Source organism: Bacillus sp. RC240 (assembly GCF_044907945.1).
Taxonomy (GTDB): Bacteria; Bacillota; Bacilli; order Bacillales; family Bacillaceae_G; genus Bacillus_A; species Bacillus_A mycoides.
In genome coordinates this window covers 1,466,801-1,484,017 of record NZ_JBIYCT010000001.1, presented here as the reverse complement: position 1 = coordinate 1,484,017, position 17,217 = coordinate 1,466,801, and the positions used below count along the sequence as shown (strand labels likewise).

Below are 17,217 nucleotides of genomic sequence, written 5' to 3'. Positions count from 1 at the left end.
TAGACGTATAAACATTTATTTTATATATAAGGAAAAATAGATATATTTACTATTACTTTTTGAAAGAGATTTCATAAATTATAGTATATCGATTGAAAGGAGGAGATTTGAATGGAATTCCAATTATTAGTGAATTGCGTGTTACAAGAAGGGAATGCTTACTTTTTAGTAACAAAAGTAGATGATGTTATTACGTTGAAAGTGCCAATTACAGCAGGAGTAGCAGGTTTATTCTTAGCTTTAGGTGTACCAAGATGTTCTTAATTTAGCTTTTGATAGTAAAAGGATGAGGGACAAGCCTTCCCCTTTTACTATTACATAATTTTTTTATGTAAACTAAATAAGGCTTTTTAAGTTTTTTAATATTATTTTTGCTATAGCACGTTTAAAACGGACATGCATATACTATAATGTTTCATTGGCCATTGATGATGAACGATAGTTTTAAAAAGTGTATCGAAAGTAGAAGTGATACTCTTTTCAATAATGAAAATAGAAGAGGTGCTAGTATATATGAAAAGACGAACGTATGATATTCCAGTCGTATTACGAAGAGAATGGTTTTTAATAGAATTAGCGCATTTAACAAAAAAATATGGGATTGAAATAGCAACTAGTAAAATAGAAGATGCACCATTTCTAAGAGATCAAGTTACAGAATTCAAAATAGGAGCTGGTTTGCAATACGATAAATATGATGATGAGTACATCATCGAGTTTTAAACAAAGAAGCTGCGTATAAAAGGTTATTAAAGAGACCTTTTATACGCAGCTTTTTTGTAAAGAGAATGCTTTATTGAGAAATATTCAAAACGCTTATTATAAAAAGGAATGAAGGAATGTTGAGAGAATAACGTTTGATAAGAAAGGAATGCGGCTATTAATTTCTTATTAGATTGTATCGTAAAACTAATTGATTAAATGGAATTTAAAACAATTGGTGTTCAACAGAATGGTGGCGTTTTCTTTTGGGAGAAAAAGGGGGATGTTAATGGGAATTATGAAAAGGAGTATCGCATTATTTATTGTACTTTGTTTTATGAGTCCGCTGGTTTTTAGTGCAAATGTACACGCGGAGGTTGTAACAGAGCTTAAGACTGGCTTTCCAGATCAAGAAGTATTTACTCCTGGAGAATGGTTTTTAGGTCAGAAAGCTGCTAATTATGATGAGAATAAACCACCAATTCTCTTTGTACAAGGAAGAAATGGTAATGCGGATAGTTGGTATGGAAAGACAGTATATCATGAGATGAATGATATGTACGATTATGCTTTGAAAGCAGGCTATCAAACTGTATTTATTCAATTATATGATGCCGCGGGGAAAGGATCAGCTAGCCAATGGGACAATGGAAAATTGTTAGCACAAAAGCTTGAAGAGATTTATAATCATTTTGGCAAAAAAGTAAATATTGTAGCTCACAGTAAAGGTGGTATTGATACACAAGCTGCGTTAGTTGGATATGGAGCGAATCGATTTGTTGGAAATGTTATTACGCTTGCCACTCCGCATTACGGATCCAATTTAGCGGATGTATCATATAGTTGGTGGGCAGGATGGCTTGCCTCTATATTAGGTCAAAAAGATGATGGGACATATTCATTGCAAATAGGTGAAATGGCAAAGTTTCGTTCTACAATAGATAATAATCCTGCAGCTAAATTAAACCGTTACTATACGGCTACTGGGACAAGCTGGGGACCTGTTTTTTCAGCATTATCTATGGGCGGGTTGTATTTGTCATCATACGGTTCTAATGATGGGTTAGTGAACGAATGGAGTGCTAAGTTACCATATGGAACACATTTATTTACAGATTCACGATTTGATCATGATAATATCCGAAAAGGTTCAGCCGTTTTCGCACGAATTGAACCATATTTACGGACAGCGAATGTACCAGTACCGGTTTTATTAGCCCCGAGTAATAGTTCAGAGGAAAAGGTAGAACAATTAAACACAACTTCTAATCAAGCTATTTTAGGAGGAGAGTTGTCACAAAATGAGTGGGTAGGACAAACTGTCGCAGTTGATAAAAAAGCAGAAGGGGTAGTTTCTATTTTAACAGCTTCTTCAGATGTAGAAATACAACTAATATCTCCAAAAGGAAAAGTTTATACAAATAAAGATAGTGCTGTATCTACTGGTGAAGGTGAATCTCTCTTTAAAGGAGCCACTATAAGAACATTTAAATTTGATAAAATGGAAGCAGGAGAATGGCAAGTTAAAATGATGGCGAAGCAGCCGAAAGATGCATATTTAATCGTGACCAATTACAAAAAAGATGCTCCGTTCGTCCTTCAAATGCCGGCAAAGGTTAAAGTAAATAAAGCAGAGTATAAACTCAAAAAATCACCTGTAGCTCCAGAAATGAAAGGCGATCTTTCAGTAACAGTACGAGTAATTAATAAAGATGGAAAATTAGTTTCTGAATCAAATGAATCGAAAAACATTAATACAACTACATTTACAGGTGCTTTGAAAAATATAGAACAGCCAGGTGTGTATAACGTTACAATTGATATGAAAGGAATGAATAAGGAAGGACAACCTTATAATCGTACGATAGTTAAATCGGTTTATGTGGAGAAGTAGGAAAGAATGAATCGGTTTTAATAAAAAAAGTGCCGAATTCTTGTGGCAGAAGGATTTCGGCACTTTTTCATGTTTATTAGATAAATAGAAAAGTGAAATGGGAGTTTATGTTGTATAAGAGGACGATAGGAATCAAAAAAACGTTATGCAATAAAAAAGATGCTGAATTAGCATCTGAATGTGAGGGAATAGTATTAACTTAGTTTTGTAACTGTTAATTCAACTGAATTTATACCATTATCACAAGTTACAATACTTTGATGATTGAAACCACTATTATTTCTAAGTTGAAGAGTTGAATTAGCAGGCACCGTAACAATGGTTTCACCAACTAGTTGAAGGCATTCGTTATTTGATGAAGTATTCATTTGAAAAGCGAAATCACCTTGACTATTAGCAAGTGGATTATTATTTAAAAATATAGTTATGACTGGAATATGGGGAAATACAGGATTTAACGTAGTGTTAATACTTGAAATGAAAGAAATTCTATAATCACCAGCTTTACTAAATTGTATAGTAGTCGGATTTAATAAGGAAACTCCTCCTGCCAAAGGGCCAACGTGATTAAACGGAAAAGAACCGCCAAAAGGAACAGTTATAAACTCAGTTTGCCAAAAAGTGCCGTAAGCAGGCTTAGATGATTTATGTGAATGGTCGCATGAACATTTTTTATACGAACTGGAAGATTGATGGCACGAACATTTTTTATATGAACTAGAAGAAGAGTGGCATGAAGATCTTTTATATGAACTTGAAGAATGATAGTATGAACCCAATATATTACCTCCTATTATTAATAAATGTATAACACATAGTAGTTTATGCAATCGAAAAGCAATTGGCGTGTATACTTGTCCATATATAAGGTAATAGATTTGGGATAAAAAACTGGCATAATATAAAGTACTTTAATGAGGGGATATAGTTTTCAAAAAAATGGAGTTAGAATATTCTATGTGATAAATTTTGGAGAAGAAAAAGGATGAATATTTAGCAGATAACTCTATCCAAGGTTTTAAAATGTTGAAGTATTTAAACTTTAAGATAGTATATCGCCAAAGTAAAGAAGAGAAGTATTTAAAGGACAGCATTTTAGTGAAACAGAGAAATGGATAAAGCGATGATTAAGTTTTTAACTTAGTCGTCGCTTTTTATTTATGTAGTTGTGCAGGAAGAAGGCAAAAAATATCGAATGAATGTAATTATACAGAATTGTTTGTATTTATTTCGAATAGTAGTTAAAGATACGTTAGTTATATTTCAAACAGTAAGAAAAGAGAGATTAAATAATAGAGGGAGCAACTTACATGGAAAATATATTAAAGGTATCCTCAAAATCAAGTCCGAATTCAGTGGCAGGTGCAATAGCGGGCGTACTAAGAGCAAGTGGCAAAGTAGAAATCCAAGTGATTGGAGCTGGTTCTTTAAATCAGGCGATTAAAGCAATTGCGATTGCAAGAGGTTTTGTAGCTCCAAGTGGCATTGACTTGGTTCTTGTTCCAGCGTTTCAAGAGGTTACTATCGATAATCAAGAAAGAACAGCAATCAAATTAATTGTAGGTCCTAGAAGGAGAAGGTCTTAATAGCGAGCATTAATATAAGGGGATTTGAAAAGGTCAATAGACTCCAAAAAGTTAGACACGTTATTTCATTTGACAGTTCCTTGGGCGTGGATACAGTATTGTACCGGATTTATGACTTTTAATTCCTCTTTATATTTAGCGGGTTTTTCTAGAAACTTAAAAATGCCAAATCCTTTGTGACATAAGGGATTTGGCATTTTTGAGGTTTTATGTTTTTTAAAATCAACAATTCTAAAACTGCTCATTCTTCTCCCAAGATTCAACAATATAATGAGCAATCGTTGGGTTGAATCCTTTACCAACTAAGAACATAATTGCAGCAACCTCAGTTAAAGCGTGTTGATGTGATGTATGTTTTGCTTCATTTAAACCGTAATCTACCCAAGGTTTTACGAAATCTAGTACAGGTTTCTTTAAAGGTAAAAACTGTGTACCGACAACTTGTTGAATTTGTTGTTGTGTTGGTTCTGTAATAGGTCCTGGTGGTAAAATTTGTGGCTGTGTAATATCGAATGTTGGACCAGGCGGTAAAATTTGTGGTTGCGTCGGATCGATAGTTGGTGGTGCAGGTGGGGAGACACGTTGTTCGGAGTTTGGTTGATACATTGGCTGTTGTGGCTGATTTGCATATGGATTTTGCTGATATTGTTGTTCTTGGGTGCGCCGCGGTACATATGGATTTTGTTGTTCTTGAGTGTACTGAGTTGTGTATGGATTTTGCTGATATTGTTGTTCTTGAGTTGGTGATGCTGCATATGGGTTTTGAGGATATTCATAATTTGGACGTGTGTCATATGGATTTTGTTGATATTCAGCTCCTTGAGTTTGCGGTGTTGCGTATGGATTTTGTTCGTATTGTGGCTCTTGATGTTGTGTCTCTTGCTCCTCATATTGTTCGGCATATCTTTGTTCCTGATGTTGAGGGGAAAATGGTTGTTGTGGGTAAGGCGGTTGGTTATTATAGAACATTTTTATTCCTCCTTCATAATGATGCCTACCACCTAGTGTATGGGCGGACAAGAAAATATGTGATGAAAAAATGCGGGCGTGTTACAATAAGTAACTGGGTGAAGATAAAATGATAAAACAAGAAAAAATACAAAAAACAATAACTTTCGTAAAGCATATTTTAGAAAAAGATGCGAGTGGGCATGATTGGTATCATATTGAACGCGTACATAAATTGGCGATTTCTTTATCCGAGCAAGAAGGGGGAAATCGTTTTATAATTGAAATGGCAGCATTACTTCACGATGTAGCAGATGAGAAGTTAAATGAGAGTGAAGAAGCAGGAATGAAAAAAGTTTCTGATTGGTTAGAAGAGTTACGTGTTGAAGAAGATGAAAGTAAGCATGTTCTTCATATCATCGCCAATATGTCTTATAAGGGCGGTCATGGTGGCACAGTTGAGTCACTTGAAGGTAGAATTGTTCAAGATGCGGATCGTTTAGATGCTCTTGGTGCAATTGGAATAGCTCGAACGTTTGCATACGGAGGAGCGAAAGGGAGATTAATGTATGATCCAACTATCCCTCCTCGAGAAGTGATGACGAAAGATGAATATAGAAAAAATAATGATCCATCTTTAAATCATTTTTATGAAAAGCTTTTAAAACTAAAAGATTTAATGAACACGAACGCAGCAAAACAAGAGGCTGAAGTTCGTCATCGTTATATGGAACAGTTTATTGAACAATTTATGAAAGAGTGGAATGCACAAATATGAAAATGTTAACTGTGGAGAACTTATCGAAATCATACGGAGAAAAACCGTTATTTGATGGATTATCATGTAGTATTACAGAAGGACAACGTGTCGGAATTATCGGTGTAAACGGTACTGGTAAATCAACGTTATTAAAAATTATTGCAGGATTAGAAACTCCTGATACAGGTGATATGACGCATTCACGCGGATATACAATTAGTTATTTATCACAGCAACCAGAGTTTGATGAAAAACTAACAGTATTAGAGCAAGTGTTCCATGGTGATACACCTTTAATTCGTCTTCTTCGTGATTATGAACAATCGTTATTAAATATCGAAAAAGATCCAAGTAATGAAAAAGTACAGGAACAATTATTTGCAGTGCAGCAACGTATGGATGCGATGAGTGCATGGGAAGCAAATGCGAATGCAAAATCGTTATTAACGAAATTAGGAATTACTGATTTTACAGCAACTGTTGGAAACCTATCTGGTGGACAAAAAAAGCGTATTGCAATGGCGCAATGTTTTATTGAAACACCTGATTTATTAATTTTGGATGAGCCTACGAACCACCTTGACCATGAGACAGTTGAATGGTTAGAAGAATATTTAGCAAGATATACAGGTGCGGTATTACTTGTAACCCATGATCGTTATTTCTTAGACCGTGTGACAAACCGTATTTTTGAATTAGATAACGGTAAACTGTATAGCTACGAAGGAAACTACAGTACATTTTTAGAAGCGAAAGCACTTCGTGAAGAGCAGGAATCGGCACAAGAATCAAAACGCCAAAATTTATATCGTCGTGAACTTGCTTGGATTCGCCGTGGTGCAAAAGCCCGTTCTACGAAACAAAAGGCGCGTATTCAGCGTTTTGATGAGCTGAAGGGACAAGAAGGACCAGCAGCGAAGCAATCAGTTGATATTGCACTAAGTGGAAGTCGTTTAGGAAAGAAAGTACTTGAATTAAAAGATGTAACGAAAAAATTTGGTGATAAAACAGTATTACATAACTTTAATCATATTGTGAAGCCTGGTGATCGTATCGGAATCATCGGAGCAAATGGAAGCGGAAAATCATCACTATTAAATATGCTTGCAGGAAAATTCTCTCCTGATAGTGGTGAAATTGAAGTAGGACAAACTGTAAAAGTTGCCTATTATACGCAAGAAAATGAAGAGATGAATTTAAACCAGCGTATGATTGAATACATTAAAGAAATTGCGGAAGTTATTCATACGACAGACGGAAAAGTAATTGGCGCATCTCAAATGCTAGAACGTTTCTTATTCCTACCGCATTCACATGGAACAACGCTTGGTAAACTATCTGGTGGCGAAAGAAGACGGTTATATTTATTGCGTATTTTAATGGGAGAACCAAACGTACTATTACTTGATGAGCCTACGAATGATTTAGACACACAAACATTAACAGTGCTAGAAGATTATTTAGAAGATTTCCCAGGTGTCGTTTTAACTGTATCGCATGACCGTTACTTCTTAGATAAAGTAGTAGATGAATTGTTCATCTTTACTGGCGAAGGTGAAGTGCGTGAATTCCTAGGTAGTTATACAGAGTATTTAGAAATGGAAAAAACGAGAGAACTCATTGAGAAAGCAGAAGTTCAAAAGGAGAAAAAAGTAGTAGAAGAGGCTCCGAAACAACAACGTAAACGTAAACTTTCTTACAATGAGCAGCGTGAGTGGGAAACAATTGAAGATACAATTGCACAACTAGAAGAGAAACTTGAATCAATTGGAGAAGAACTTACGAATGTTGGATCTGACTTCACAAAGGCCCAAGAATTATCTGAAGCAGGGCAGAAGATAGAAGAAGAGCTAGAAAAAACGATGGAACGATGGAGTGAACTATCCGACATCGTTGAAGGATTAAAATAAAAACAAGCTGCATATATTGAAAAGTAAAGAGAAAAACTTTACACTATTGGTAGAACCTATTTTAGGAGGGAAAAAATGAGAACATCTAATCCAATGTTGAAAAAAGAGGCATTCCGTAAAGAGGGAGCAAATACTTCTGCGATGACTATTGGCGGAACAGTAGGCAAAACGTTTATCATGCTTATCTTGCTGCTTGCAACGTCTGTCTATTCATACATACAGATGACGCAAGGTACGATGAAGATGCCAGTATTAATTGGCGCTTTAGTTATTGCGGCAATCGTCGCATTTGCGTCTATATTCTTCCCGCGCATTTCACCTATCGGTGCGCCAATCTATGCAGCGGTAGAAGGGGTTGTATTAGGGAGTATTTCAGCGATTTATACAATGAAATTTGGCGATACTATCGTTTTAAACGCTGTCTTACTAACAGTTTCAATTCTATTTGCAATGCTAGTGTTGTATGCAACACGCGTAGTAAAAGTAACTGATAAATTCCGCACAGGTGTAATCGCAGCGACAATGGGAATTATGGTTATGTATTTAATCGTATTCTTACTAAACATGTTCGGTGTTACAGTTCCATATATTCACCAAGGTGGAACAATCGGTATTATCATTAGTGCAGTTATTATTGTAGTTGCTGCATTAAATCTATTACTAGATTTCGATTTAATCGAAAGTGGCGCACGTAGTCAAGCTCCAAAATATATGGAGTGGTACAGTGCAATGGGTCTAATGATGACGCTAGTATGGTTATACTTAGAAATTCTTCGTTTCGTTTCTTACTTTACGAAAAATGACTAATAAAAAAATCCTGCATGAAATGTGCAGGTTTTTTTGTTTTTAAAGATAAATTGAAAATATGGATGTTGGCGACTTAAATTGAAGGGGGATGGAATATGATGAAAGAGAAAAAAGGGATTATGAAAAAACTATTTTCTAAAAGTTTTTTCATAGAACTAGATAACGCTTTAACATATCCGTCAGCAGAAGTCATTCGTTCAGCTATTGAAGGACATGCGACAGAATGTAATGAACAATTGAAATTTGAGAGTAAAGTTAAACCGATTACTTTCTACTTAGAAAATGTAATGTACCGCGCTGAAATAAAGATGGCCCGCGGAGGATATTACATATCTTGCAGTGAAGTATAATATTTTTGGAAACCTTAGATGTTTAAACTATGTAGGGTTTCTTTTTTTGATTTGTAAGATATAAAGTAATAATTTTTGCTTACAAACATATCATTTTGCGCTTTTTACCCTTCCAACATTTTTCTTTACAATGAAGAAAAATATGTGAGGTGGTATAACTTATGATGAATCGAGTTGTATTAATCGGTAGATTGACAAAGGAGCCAGAATTATACTACACAAAACAAGGTGTCGCTTATGCACGAATATGTGTTGCGGTGAATAGAGGTTTTCGAAATAGTTTAGGTGAGCAACAAGTAGATTTTATTAATTGTGTTGTATGGAGAAGGTCGGCTGAAAATGTAACAGAATATTGTACGAAAGGCTCACTTGTTGGAATTACAGGGCGTATTCATACGAGTAATTACGATGATGAACAAGGAAAGAGAGTATATAGAACTGAAGTTCTGATTGAGAATATTACATTTTTAGAGAGAAGGCGGGAGAGTGCATCGCAATAATATTAGAATTTTAATGATAGTTTCGGATTAATTAGGTGGAAAGAGAAAGTATGATGATGGGAAGAAATCAATAAAATTAAGCATCCGAGTAGGAGTATAAAGGGGTAACATGTTACAATACAGCTAAGAACACGCAATAAAGGAGAGTTTTTTACGTGAAGATTAAAGCAATTGAACCGACGCCAAGTCCAAATACAATGAAAGTTATTTTGAATGAAGTATTACCATCAGGAGCGCGTAATAATTATACAAATGAAAATAAAGAACAAGCACCAGTGCAAGTGCAAGAAATTTTGAAGATTGAAGGCATTAAAGGTGTGTATCATGTTGCAGACTTTTTAGCAGTGGAGCGAAATGCGAAGTATGACTGGAAAGTTTTATTACAACAAGTTCGTGCTGTTTTCGGTGAAGAAATAGTGGAAGAAAGCGAAGAACAACAACTTTCTCATTTTGGAGAAGTGAAAGTGTTTGTTCAAATGTTCTTTACAATTCCGATGCAAGTGAAGTTAACAGATGGAACCTCAGAAGAGCGTGTTGGTTTACCTGATCGTTTTAAAGAATCAATTATGAAAGTGCAAATGTCTGCACCTAACGTTGTGAAAGAGCGTAAGTGGGTAGAGCAAAGTACACGTTACGGTAATTTTGAAGAAATCGGGAAAGAAGTAGTAGAAGAAATTATTGCTGCTTATTCAGAAGAACGTGTAAATGAAACGGTTAAAGAATTATTAGATCAAGCAGGTGCTGTTGAAGTAACGATTCAAAAGCGTGAGCCATATAAAGTAACAGAAGAGATGATGAAAGATTCTGACTGGAAAAACCGTTTTGCAGCTTTAGAACAAATGGATCCAACGGAAGAAGATATGATGGTATTGAAAATGGCATTAGATGATGAGAAAGTATCTATCCGCCGTTTAGCAACAGCTTATTTAGGTATGGTAAAAGGTGAAGGAGTATTGCCGTTATTATATAAAGCGTTATTAGATCGTTCAGTAAGCGTTCGTCGTACAGCAGGAGATTGCTTATCAGACGTAGGTGATCCAGCAGCGATGTTCGTTATGATTAAATCTTTGAAAGATTCAAGTAAATTAGTACGCTGGCGTGCAGCAATGTTCTTATTTGAACTTGGTGATGAAAGTGCAATTCCGGCACTAAAAGCAGCAGAAGATGATCCGGAGTTTGAAGTGGCGATGCAAGCACGTTTAGCTTTAGAACGTATTGAAGGCGGCGAAGAAGCAAAAGGATCAGTATGGAAGCAAATGACGGAGTCTCGTAAAGGGGAATAGTTTATGATTGTTTTCTATGATAGTTGGTGCCCGATGTGTACGGCGGTTGCAGAACGTACGAAAAGATTAGATAAAAAGGGTAAGATGAAATTTGTTTCATTTCGAGATGAAGATGTAGTTGAGAAGTATGAACTTTCTCAAGAATTACAAAGTAAGATGGAACAAAGATTGTATATTTTAAAAAATAATAAGTGGTATGACGGAATTCATAGCATTAACGTATTAGCAAAGGCCGTTCCATCTTATTGGTTTGCAGTACCTTTTATAAAACTATCTATCGTACTTGGATTTGGAAGTAAAGTATACGATTATATTGCCAACAATAGAAAACTTGTCCCAGTTGGACACTGTCGTGAAGGGGTTTGTGAAATCCCTACAAAAAAATGAAATCATCGTTATCTTTCTTTTGCACCTATTAATAGAGCGTGATATGATAAATTTGGAATGAAAGTTGAAGGAGAGATACAAGATGTCAAATGCATATGAAGAATACATGCGTCAAATGGTAATTCCAATGCGCCAAGAGTTAGTGCGTTCTGGATTTGAAGAGTTAACTACAGAAGAAGCTGTAACAGAATTTATGGAGAATGCATCAGGTACAACTTTAGTAGTTGTAAACTCTGTTTGTGGTTGTGCAGCTGGTTTAGCACGTCCATCAGCAGGTCAAGCGGTTGTACGTGCTGAAAAACAACCTGATCATCTTGTAACTGTATTTGCAGGTCAAGATAAAGATGCTACTGTAAAAATGCGTGAATACTTCGGAGAAATTCCTCCATCTTCACCATCTATGGCATTACTAAAAGGAAAAGAAGTTGTTCACTTCATTCACCGTCATGAAATTGAAGGCGCAACAATGGACGAAATTATTACAAACTTAGAACAAGCTTTCGAAAAGAATTGCTAAAGTAGGGGGAGAGTGAATCTCCCTCTTTTCTTTATATAGAGGTGAAAAAATGATAGTAACAACAGCAGGAAGAACAAATAAAGAAATGAAAGATTATGCAAACAAGGTAGCAGCAGAATTAAATCTTTCTTTCGTTAAACGTAATGACATACCAGTACATAAACTGCATGAGCAGTATGAACAAGATGTACTTGTCGTAGGGAAAAATCGATTAGCCATTTATCCAAAAGGTACGGAAGAGTCGTTTTTCTTTCATCCAAACTCAGCGATGTTTCGTGTGAAAAGGTTAATGCGCGGAGAGCACGATCCGTTTGTACAAGCTGCTAAATTAGAGAGCGGAATGACAGTATTAGATTGTACGCTCGGTATGGCATCAGATAGTATTGTAGCTAGTTATATTGTTGGTGAAAGCGGAAAAGTAACGGGACTTGAAGGCAATGAATATATGGCTTATATTATGGGAAATGGTTTAAAAACATGGTCTTCATCTGTTTCTGAAATTGATGAGGCAATGCAACGAATCGATGTGAAGCAAACGGAGCATTACTCATTTTTAAAACAATGTGAAGATAATAGTTATGATGTCGTTTACCTTGATCCAATGTTCGAAGAAACTGTCATAGAATCAGATGGAATTAAAGGATTAAAACACTTCGCTTTGTATCATGATATTACTGACGAAACAATTGCGGAAGCGAAGCGTGTGGCGAGAAAGCGTGTCGTTCTGAAAGATCATTTCCGTAGTTCTAGATTTGAAAAACATAATTTTCACGTATACAAAAGAAAAAGTGCTAAGTTTCACTTTGGTGTAATTGACCCTTGCTAATTGTTTGAAAAGATGTATAATAAGCAATAATTAATTAAATATACTGTCTGTGATGAAGAGAGTAGTCTTTTTCAGAAGGAAAGCGAGCTAGGGATGGTGTGAGCCTAGTGCAGAAGAAAAAGATGAAGCGCACTTCGGAGATGCTTCTTGAACGAATAGTAGAGTAAGCCGAGGCCCCCTGTCCTCGTTATAAACGGGAAAGTGGTTCGAAATGAACAACAAGGGTGGTACCACGGGTTAAAACTCGTCTCTTTTTTAGAGACGAGTTTTTTGTGTTTTAAAAAATAAGGAGGTTATAGTATGAATTATAAAACGCAGTTTGCGAAAAGTTTATCGAATATTTTTACGAATGAATTAACACAAAATCAAATTTTAGATTTAATCGAAACACCAAAACAAGATGAATTCGGAGATGCAGCGTTCCCATGCTTTTCACTAGCGAAGCAATATAAAAAATCACCAGCTATTATAGCGAAGGAATTGGCGGAGAAATTAAATGATCCGTTCTTTACGAAAGTAGAGGCTGTTGGTCCTTATGTAAATGTATTTTTTAATCGTGAAACAGTAAGTGATGAAGTATTAAAAATAATTTTAGCGGAGAAAGAAGAGTACGGTCAAAATCACTTTGGATGTGAAAAAACGGTAGTTATCGATTATTCCTCTCCTAATATCGCGAAACCTTTTTCAATGGGGCATTTACGTTCTACAATGATTGGTAATTCGCTGAAACATATCGCCGAAAAATGTGGGTATGAAGTTGTCGGAATCAATTATATTGGCGATTGGGGCACGCAGTTTGGAAAGTTAATTACCGCATATAAAAAATGGGGAAATGAAGAGTTAGTTAAAGAGGATCCGATACGTGAGTTATTTAAGTTATATGTTCAGTTTCATGAAGAAGCAAAAGAGAACAAAGAACTAGAAGAAGAAGGACGATCATGGTTTAAAAAACTAGAAGAAGGAAATGAAGAAGCAGTCGAACTTTGGAATTGGTTCCGTTATGAGTCTTTAAAAGAATTTTCTCGTATTTATGAACTTCTCGGTGTGGAATTTACAAACTTTCAAGGAGAAGCTTTCTATAACGATAAAATGGAAGACTTTATTGGGATTTTAGAAGAGCACGATTTACTTGAAGAATCAGAAGGCGCATTAGTCGTTAATTTAGAAAAAGAAGGTATGCCGCCATGCTTAATTAGAAAATCAGATGGTGCAACTATTTACGCAACACGTGATTTAACGGCGGCTTTATATCGCCAAAACACATATGGATTTGATAAAGCACTTTATGTAGTTGGACCAGAACAAAGTTTACATTTTAATCAATTTTTCACTGTATTAAAAAAGCTAGGCTATACTTGGGTTGATGGAATGGAACATGTACCGTTCGGGTTCATATTAAAAGATGGTAAGAAAATGTCGACACGTAAGGGCAGAATTATTTTATTAGAAGAAGTGTTAGAAGAAGCTGTTGCGCTTGCGGAACAAAATATTGAAGAGAAAAATCCGAATTTAAAACAAAAAGAAGACGTGGCAAAACAAGTCGGTGTTGGAGCGGTTATCTTCCACGATTTAAAAAATGAGCGTATGCATAATATCGAATTCTCATTAGAAAATATGTTGAAATTTGAAGGAGAAACAGGACCATATGTACAGTACACACATGCGCGTGCTTGTTCAATTTTAAGAAAAGAAAGTGTAGAATTTGAAACTTGTACGTTTGCATTAAAAGATGATTATAGCTGGAGTGTCGTAAAATTACTTAATAAATTCCCGCAAGTAATTGAAGCGGCCTTCAACAAAAATGAGCCATCTACTATTTCAAAATACGTATTAGATGTAGCACAAGCGTTCAATAAATATTATGGAAATGTTCGTATATTAGAAGAGAACGAAGAGAAAGAGAGTAGACTCGCATTAGCTTACGCTGTGACGGTTGTATTAAAAGAGGGATTACGTTTACTTGGGGTAGGGGCACCTGAGGAGATGTAAATATGAAAAGAATTATTATGAACTTAGTAATAAACTGACAAACCGGGTCTAGTATGAACCTGGTTTGTTTTTTTATTGGATATATAATTTTTTTGCAAAATCAATTAAAATCTATTTAGAGAGGGTGATTCATATTGATTCGAACTTTTATTTTACAAATTCCTTGTCATAGAAGATCGGAAAGAAGTTTCCTTAAACTACAAAAATACATACCTTTATGTGCGCGTTGTACAGGCATGCTTATCGGTATTTTAATGTTTCCAATTTATTTTTATATGACACCTTCGTTTCTACTTGCAATAATACTATCATTTTCCGCTCAAATTCCGTTACTTATTGATGGATTCACCCAAAAATGGAAATGGAGAAGCAGCACAAATTTACTAAGAGTAACGACCGGTTTATTAAGCGGTAATGGTATGGGGCTATTTATTGCCTCTAGCATTATATGGATAACATCTAAAAGCATATATTAATGGAAGGAGAACTTTACATGTTTTGAATTTACTCAGTTCTAATTCTTATTTCAGGAGGAAGCGGGATTAGTTTTCTCATTCATGAAAGAAATATAGAAGCAGTAATTGCTTTTGTTATTTGTACAATATTTATTGTGTTACTCTATTTTCACCTAAAAAGAAATGACGAACATAGAAACTGTGATTGCAGTACATTAGCTTGTACTGATTATACTGATTGTAATTGTTAAATTATGTGAGTGGGAAAGTTAGTGTATCGTTTAAGGTATACTAGCTTTTTTTATTAGAAGTGTAGGAATGTGACTATTAAATGGAGAACTTTAGTTTTGTATATAAAAGGAGGTGTTGGACCTGGAAGAGTATGATTGGAATAGTAAGCTAGCATATTTAAGAAATACGAGAGATTTATATTATAACGATGATTATTTAAGTTTTTTAGTCAATTCAGTTTGGAAGATTACTGATCCTATACATATTGTTGATTATGGTTGTGGATATGGTTATTTAGGTTTAATTTTGTTGCCTTTACTTCCAATTGGATCAAAGTATACAGGGATTGATAGGGGAGAAACATTAATAGCTGAAGCGAGAGAGTTGTTTCGTGCACTCCCATATGAAACAGAATTTATTGAGGGGGATGCGACAGAAATTGAATTGAAAAATAAATATGATATAGCTGTCAGTCATGCTTTCTTATTACATATGAGTTCCCCAAAAACGATGCTAGAGAAGATGATACATTCAATTAAACAAGGTGGTAAAATAATCTGTTTTGAACCACATTGGATGTCAAATATGTCTTCATACGTATTAGATGGAGAGAATCAATCGGAAATTATCCAGCTAGGTGTTTTGCAGAGATTATTTGAAAGAGATACACAGAGAAACGGTAAAGATGGAAATATCGGTATGAAAATACCTATGTATTTAAGTGAATTGGGTGTTAAAAATATTGAATGTAGAGTAAGTGATAAAGTGAATTTTTTAGATTCTAATTTAAATCAAAATGATAAGCAAGGATTATATAATTCTCTAAAAGAAGAGGGGATTGCAGGCAATCCGGGTGATAAACAGCAATTTATAGAACGTTTAATGAGTCGGGGATTAACATTTGCTGAAGCGCTCGCTCAATATGAAGCAGAACTACGATTTTTTGAAGTGTTTCATATACATGCATCTTTAGTTTATGCTCCGAATATGAAAATTACATTTGGTGAAATAAAATGTTAAATTGTAGTGATGTAATTCGAATTGCTACTTTCAATATATGGAATCACGAGAGTTTTTGGTTTGAGAGATTAGAAGCCATTTGTGAGGAGGTTCGCAATATTTCCCAGCATATTCTTGCTCTACAGGAAGTGGGAAGTTGTGCTAAGTATGAATTGAAGAAAAATGTTGCGCAGTATATAGCGGATCAATCTGGATATCCGGTCTGTGTATTTAAAGAGTATCCAGATTCTCCAGATGAAGGCTTAGCTTTTTTAAGTAAAGTTCCTATTTTAGCTGAAGAAGCTATTTGGGAAACAGATATAGAGGAATCGAATTATTGTGCCATTCGAATTATGTTAAAATATAAAGAGTATAAGCTCGGGATAACGAATGTTCATTTAAATTGGAAATCTAGTAAGGTAAGAAAAGAGCAATTGGATACGGTGAATAATTGGATTAAAAACAGAGGTAGTGGCTACGAATTATTATGTGGTGATTTTAATGATGAACCACATTCAGGGGTGCATCAATACTTAATAAGTAATCAATGGATAGACGTGACTCAGCTTAAAGAAAATCAAGATAACATTCTTGCTCAGCCAACTTTAGATTATGGAAAGAATACAAATTTAATAGGGGATGAAAAGCAAGAAGAACGATATGATTGGATTTTGATACAAGAGAAGGATTCGTTTGAATCTCTAAATATAGAAAATGTATCTGTATTTGGAGATTTAGCATTAACTTCATCACACGTATTTCCAAGTGATCATTACGGTGTTTTTATAGATTTAAAATTTGATAAGTGAAATAAAAGATAGGATGATTGTCATTTTTTTAGGTAAATCGATATATCTTATCAAATCGTTGATCTATTGTAAGTTACAATAGATATTTAGGAAATCGTTAATATAATTTCATCCACTGAATGAAGCCTCAAAAAAGAAGATAAAACCCATCTTCGAATAATATATGTTATTTCATCAAATTAAACAAAATAACGAGAAAAAGTATCGTTTTTAAGATATTTAGTTATAAACTTGAATAATATTAAATAATATCGTTCATTATAT

General features: G+C 34.8%; 19 protein-coding genes and 1 other annotated feature. Of the genes, 17 read left to right on the top strand and 2 right to left on the bottom strand.

Annotated features, from left to right (window positions below; translation table 11 throughout):
- The first annotated feature begins 111 nt into the window (after nucleotides 1–111).
- The 3 genes from exsG (at nucleotide 112) to ABH955_RS07560 (ending at nucleotide 2,596) form a co-directional block, all read left to right on the top strand.
- The gene (exsG, locus tag ABH955_RS07570) at nucleotides 112–264 is read left to right on the top strand and encodes an exosporium protein ExsG (protein ID WP_000395676.1); all 153 of its coding nucleotides are present in this window, start codon (nucleotides 112–114) and stop codon (nucleotides 262–264) included.
- 249 nt (nucleotides 265–513) lie between these two features.
- On the top strand, nucleotides 514–723 hold the full coding sequence (locus tag ABH955_RS07565; protein WP_002085943.1) for a hypothetical protein: 210 nt from the start codon (nucleotides 514–516) through the stop codon (nucleotides 721–723).
- Nucleotides 724–985: 262 nt separating this feature from the next.
- Nucleotides 986–2,596: a lipase family alpha/beta hydrolase gene (locus ABH955_RS07560; RefSeq protein ID WP_404455029.1), complete on the top strand. Its 1,611-nt coding sequence runs from the start codon at nucleotides 986–988 to the stop codon at nucleotides 2,594–2,596.
- Between the two features lie 194 nt (nucleotides 2,597–2,790).
- Here the strand turns inward: ABH955_RS07560 and ABH955_RS07555 are convergent, their stop codons facing one another.
- Entirely contained in the window at nucleotides 2,791–3,375 is a 585-nt protein-coding gene (locus tag ABH955_RS07555) for a hypothetical protein (RefSeq protein WP_002127124.1), read from the bottom strand.
- Nucleotides 3,376–3,906: 531 nt separating this feature from the next.
- On the opposite strand from ABH955_RS07555, the gene ABH955_RS07550 reads away from it, so the two are divergent.
- On the top strand, nucleotides 3,907–4,182 hold the full coding sequence (locus ABH955_RS07550; RefSeq protein ID WP_002035358.1) for a stage V sporulation protein S: 276 nt from the start codon (nucleotides 3,907–3,909) through the stop codon (nucleotides 4,180–4,182).
- Nucleotides 4,183–4,413: 231 nt separating this feature from the next.
- On the opposite strand, the gene ABH955_RS07545 is transcribed toward ABH955_RS07550, so the two are convergent.
- A complete protein-coding gene (locus ABH955_RS07545; RefSeq protein ID WP_404443070.1) occupies nucleotides 4,414–5,151 on the bottom strand; it encodes a hypothetical protein in 738 nt (245 codons plus the stop codon).
- A 109-nt stretch (nucleotides 5,152–5,260) separates the two neighbouring features.
- Between ABH955_RS07545 and ABH955_RS07540 the strand changes: the two genes are divergently transcribed.
- From ABH955_RS07540 to ABH955_RS07480, 13 genes are all read left to right on the top strand, one after another.
- Nucleotides 5,261–5,908, top strand: a complete 648-nt coding sequence (locus tag ABH955_RS07540; RefSeq protein ID WP_002012557.1) for an HD domain-containing protein — start codon at nucleotides 5,261–5,263, stop codon at nucleotides 5,906–5,908.
- A complete protein-coding gene (locus tag ABH955_RS07535) occupies nucleotides 5,905–7,800 on the top strand; it encodes an ABC-F family ATP-binding cassette domain-containing protein (protein WP_002127139.1) in 1,896 nt (631 codons plus the stop codon). Before ABH955_RS07540 ends, ABH955_RS07535 begins: the two co-directional genes overlap by 4 nt.
- A gap of 75 nt (nucleotides 7,801–7,875) precedes the next feature.
- On the top strand, nucleotides 7,876–8,607 hold the full coding sequence (locus ABH955_RS07530) for a Bax inhibitor-1/YccA family protein (protein WP_002085937.1): 732 nt from the start codon (nucleotides 7,876–7,878) through the stop codon (nucleotides 8,605–8,607).
- Between the two features lie 95 nt (nucleotides 8,608–8,702).
- Entirely contained in the window at nucleotides 8,703–8,957 is a 255-nt protein-coding gene (locus tag ABH955_RS07525) for a DUF4318 domain-containing protein (RefSeq protein WP_061688393.1), read from the top strand.
- A gap of 161 nt (nucleotides 8,958–9,118) precedes the next feature.
- Nucleotides 9,119–9,457, top strand: coding sequence for a single-stranded DNA-binding protein (locus ABH955_RS07520; RefSeq protein ID WP_002012564.1), 339 nt, complete (start codon nucleotides 9,119–9,121; stop codon nucleotides 9,455–9,457).
- A gap of 155 nt (nucleotides 9,458–9,612) precedes the next feature.
- Nucleotides 9,613–10,740 (top strand): conserved virulence factor C family protein, encoded by a 1,128-nt coding sequence (locus tag ABH955_RS07515; RefSeq protein ID WP_002012566.1) that lies wholly within the window; start codon nucleotides 9,613–9,615, stop codon nucleotides 10,738–10,740.
- 3 nt (nucleotides 10,741–10,743) lie between these two features.
- A complete protein-coding gene (locus tag ABH955_RS07510; RefSeq protein ID WP_002085930.1) occupies nucleotides 10,744–11,127 on the top strand; it encodes a thiol-disulfide oxidoreductase DCC family protein in 384 nt (127 codons plus the stop codon).
- A gap of 82 nt (nucleotides 11,128–11,209) precedes the next feature.
- Nucleotides 11,210–11,644 carry a BrxA/BrxB family bacilliredoxin gene (locus ABH955_RS07505; protein WP_002012568.1) on the top strand — a complete coding sequence of 145 codons (435 nt, stop codon included), beginning with the start codon at nucleotides 11,210–11,212 and terminating at the stop codon, nucleotides 11,642–11,644.
- 49 nt (nucleotides 11,645–11,693) lie between these two features.
- Nucleotides 11,694–12,470, top strand: coding sequence for a class I SAM-dependent methyltransferase (locus tag ABH955_RS07500; RefSeq protein WP_002127165.1), 777 nt, complete (start codon nucleotides 11,694–11,696; stop codon nucleotides 12,468–12,470).
- Between the two features lie 40 nt (nucleotides 12,471–12,510).
- Nucleotides 12,511–12,725 (top strand) — a binding site (T-box leader).
- A gap of 45 nt (nucleotides 12,726–12,770) precedes the next feature.
- On the top strand, nucleotides 12,771–14,459 hold the full coding sequence (gene argS, locus ABH955_RS07495; RefSeq protein WP_003188971.1) for an arginine--tRNA ligase: 1,689 nt from the start codon (nucleotides 12,771–12,773) through the stop codon (nucleotides 14,457–14,459).
- 134 nt (nucleotides 14,460–14,593) lie between these two features.
- The gene (locus tag ABH955_RS07490) at nucleotides 14,594–14,935 is read left to right on the top strand and encodes a DUF2085 domain-containing protein (RefSeq protein WP_002127167.1); all 342 of its coding nucleotides are present in this window, start codon (nucleotides 14,594–14,596) and stop codon (nucleotides 14,933–14,935) included.
- 345 nt (nucleotides 14,936–15,280) lie between these two features.
- Nucleotides 15,281–16,165, top strand: coding sequence for a class I SAM-dependent methyltransferase (locus tag ABH955_RS07485; protein ID WP_002127168.1), 885 nt, complete (start codon nucleotides 15,281–15,283; stop codon nucleotides 16,163–16,165).
- On the top strand, nucleotides 16,159–16,953 hold the full coding sequence (locus ABH955_RS07480; RefSeq protein WP_404491017.1) for an endonuclease/exonuclease/phosphatase family protein: 795 nt from the start codon (nucleotides 16,159–16,161) through the stop codon (nucleotides 16,951–16,953). Before ABH955_RS07485 ends, ABH955_RS07480 begins: the two co-directional genes overlap by 7 nt.
- Nucleotides 16,954–17,217: the final 264 nt, after the last annotated feature.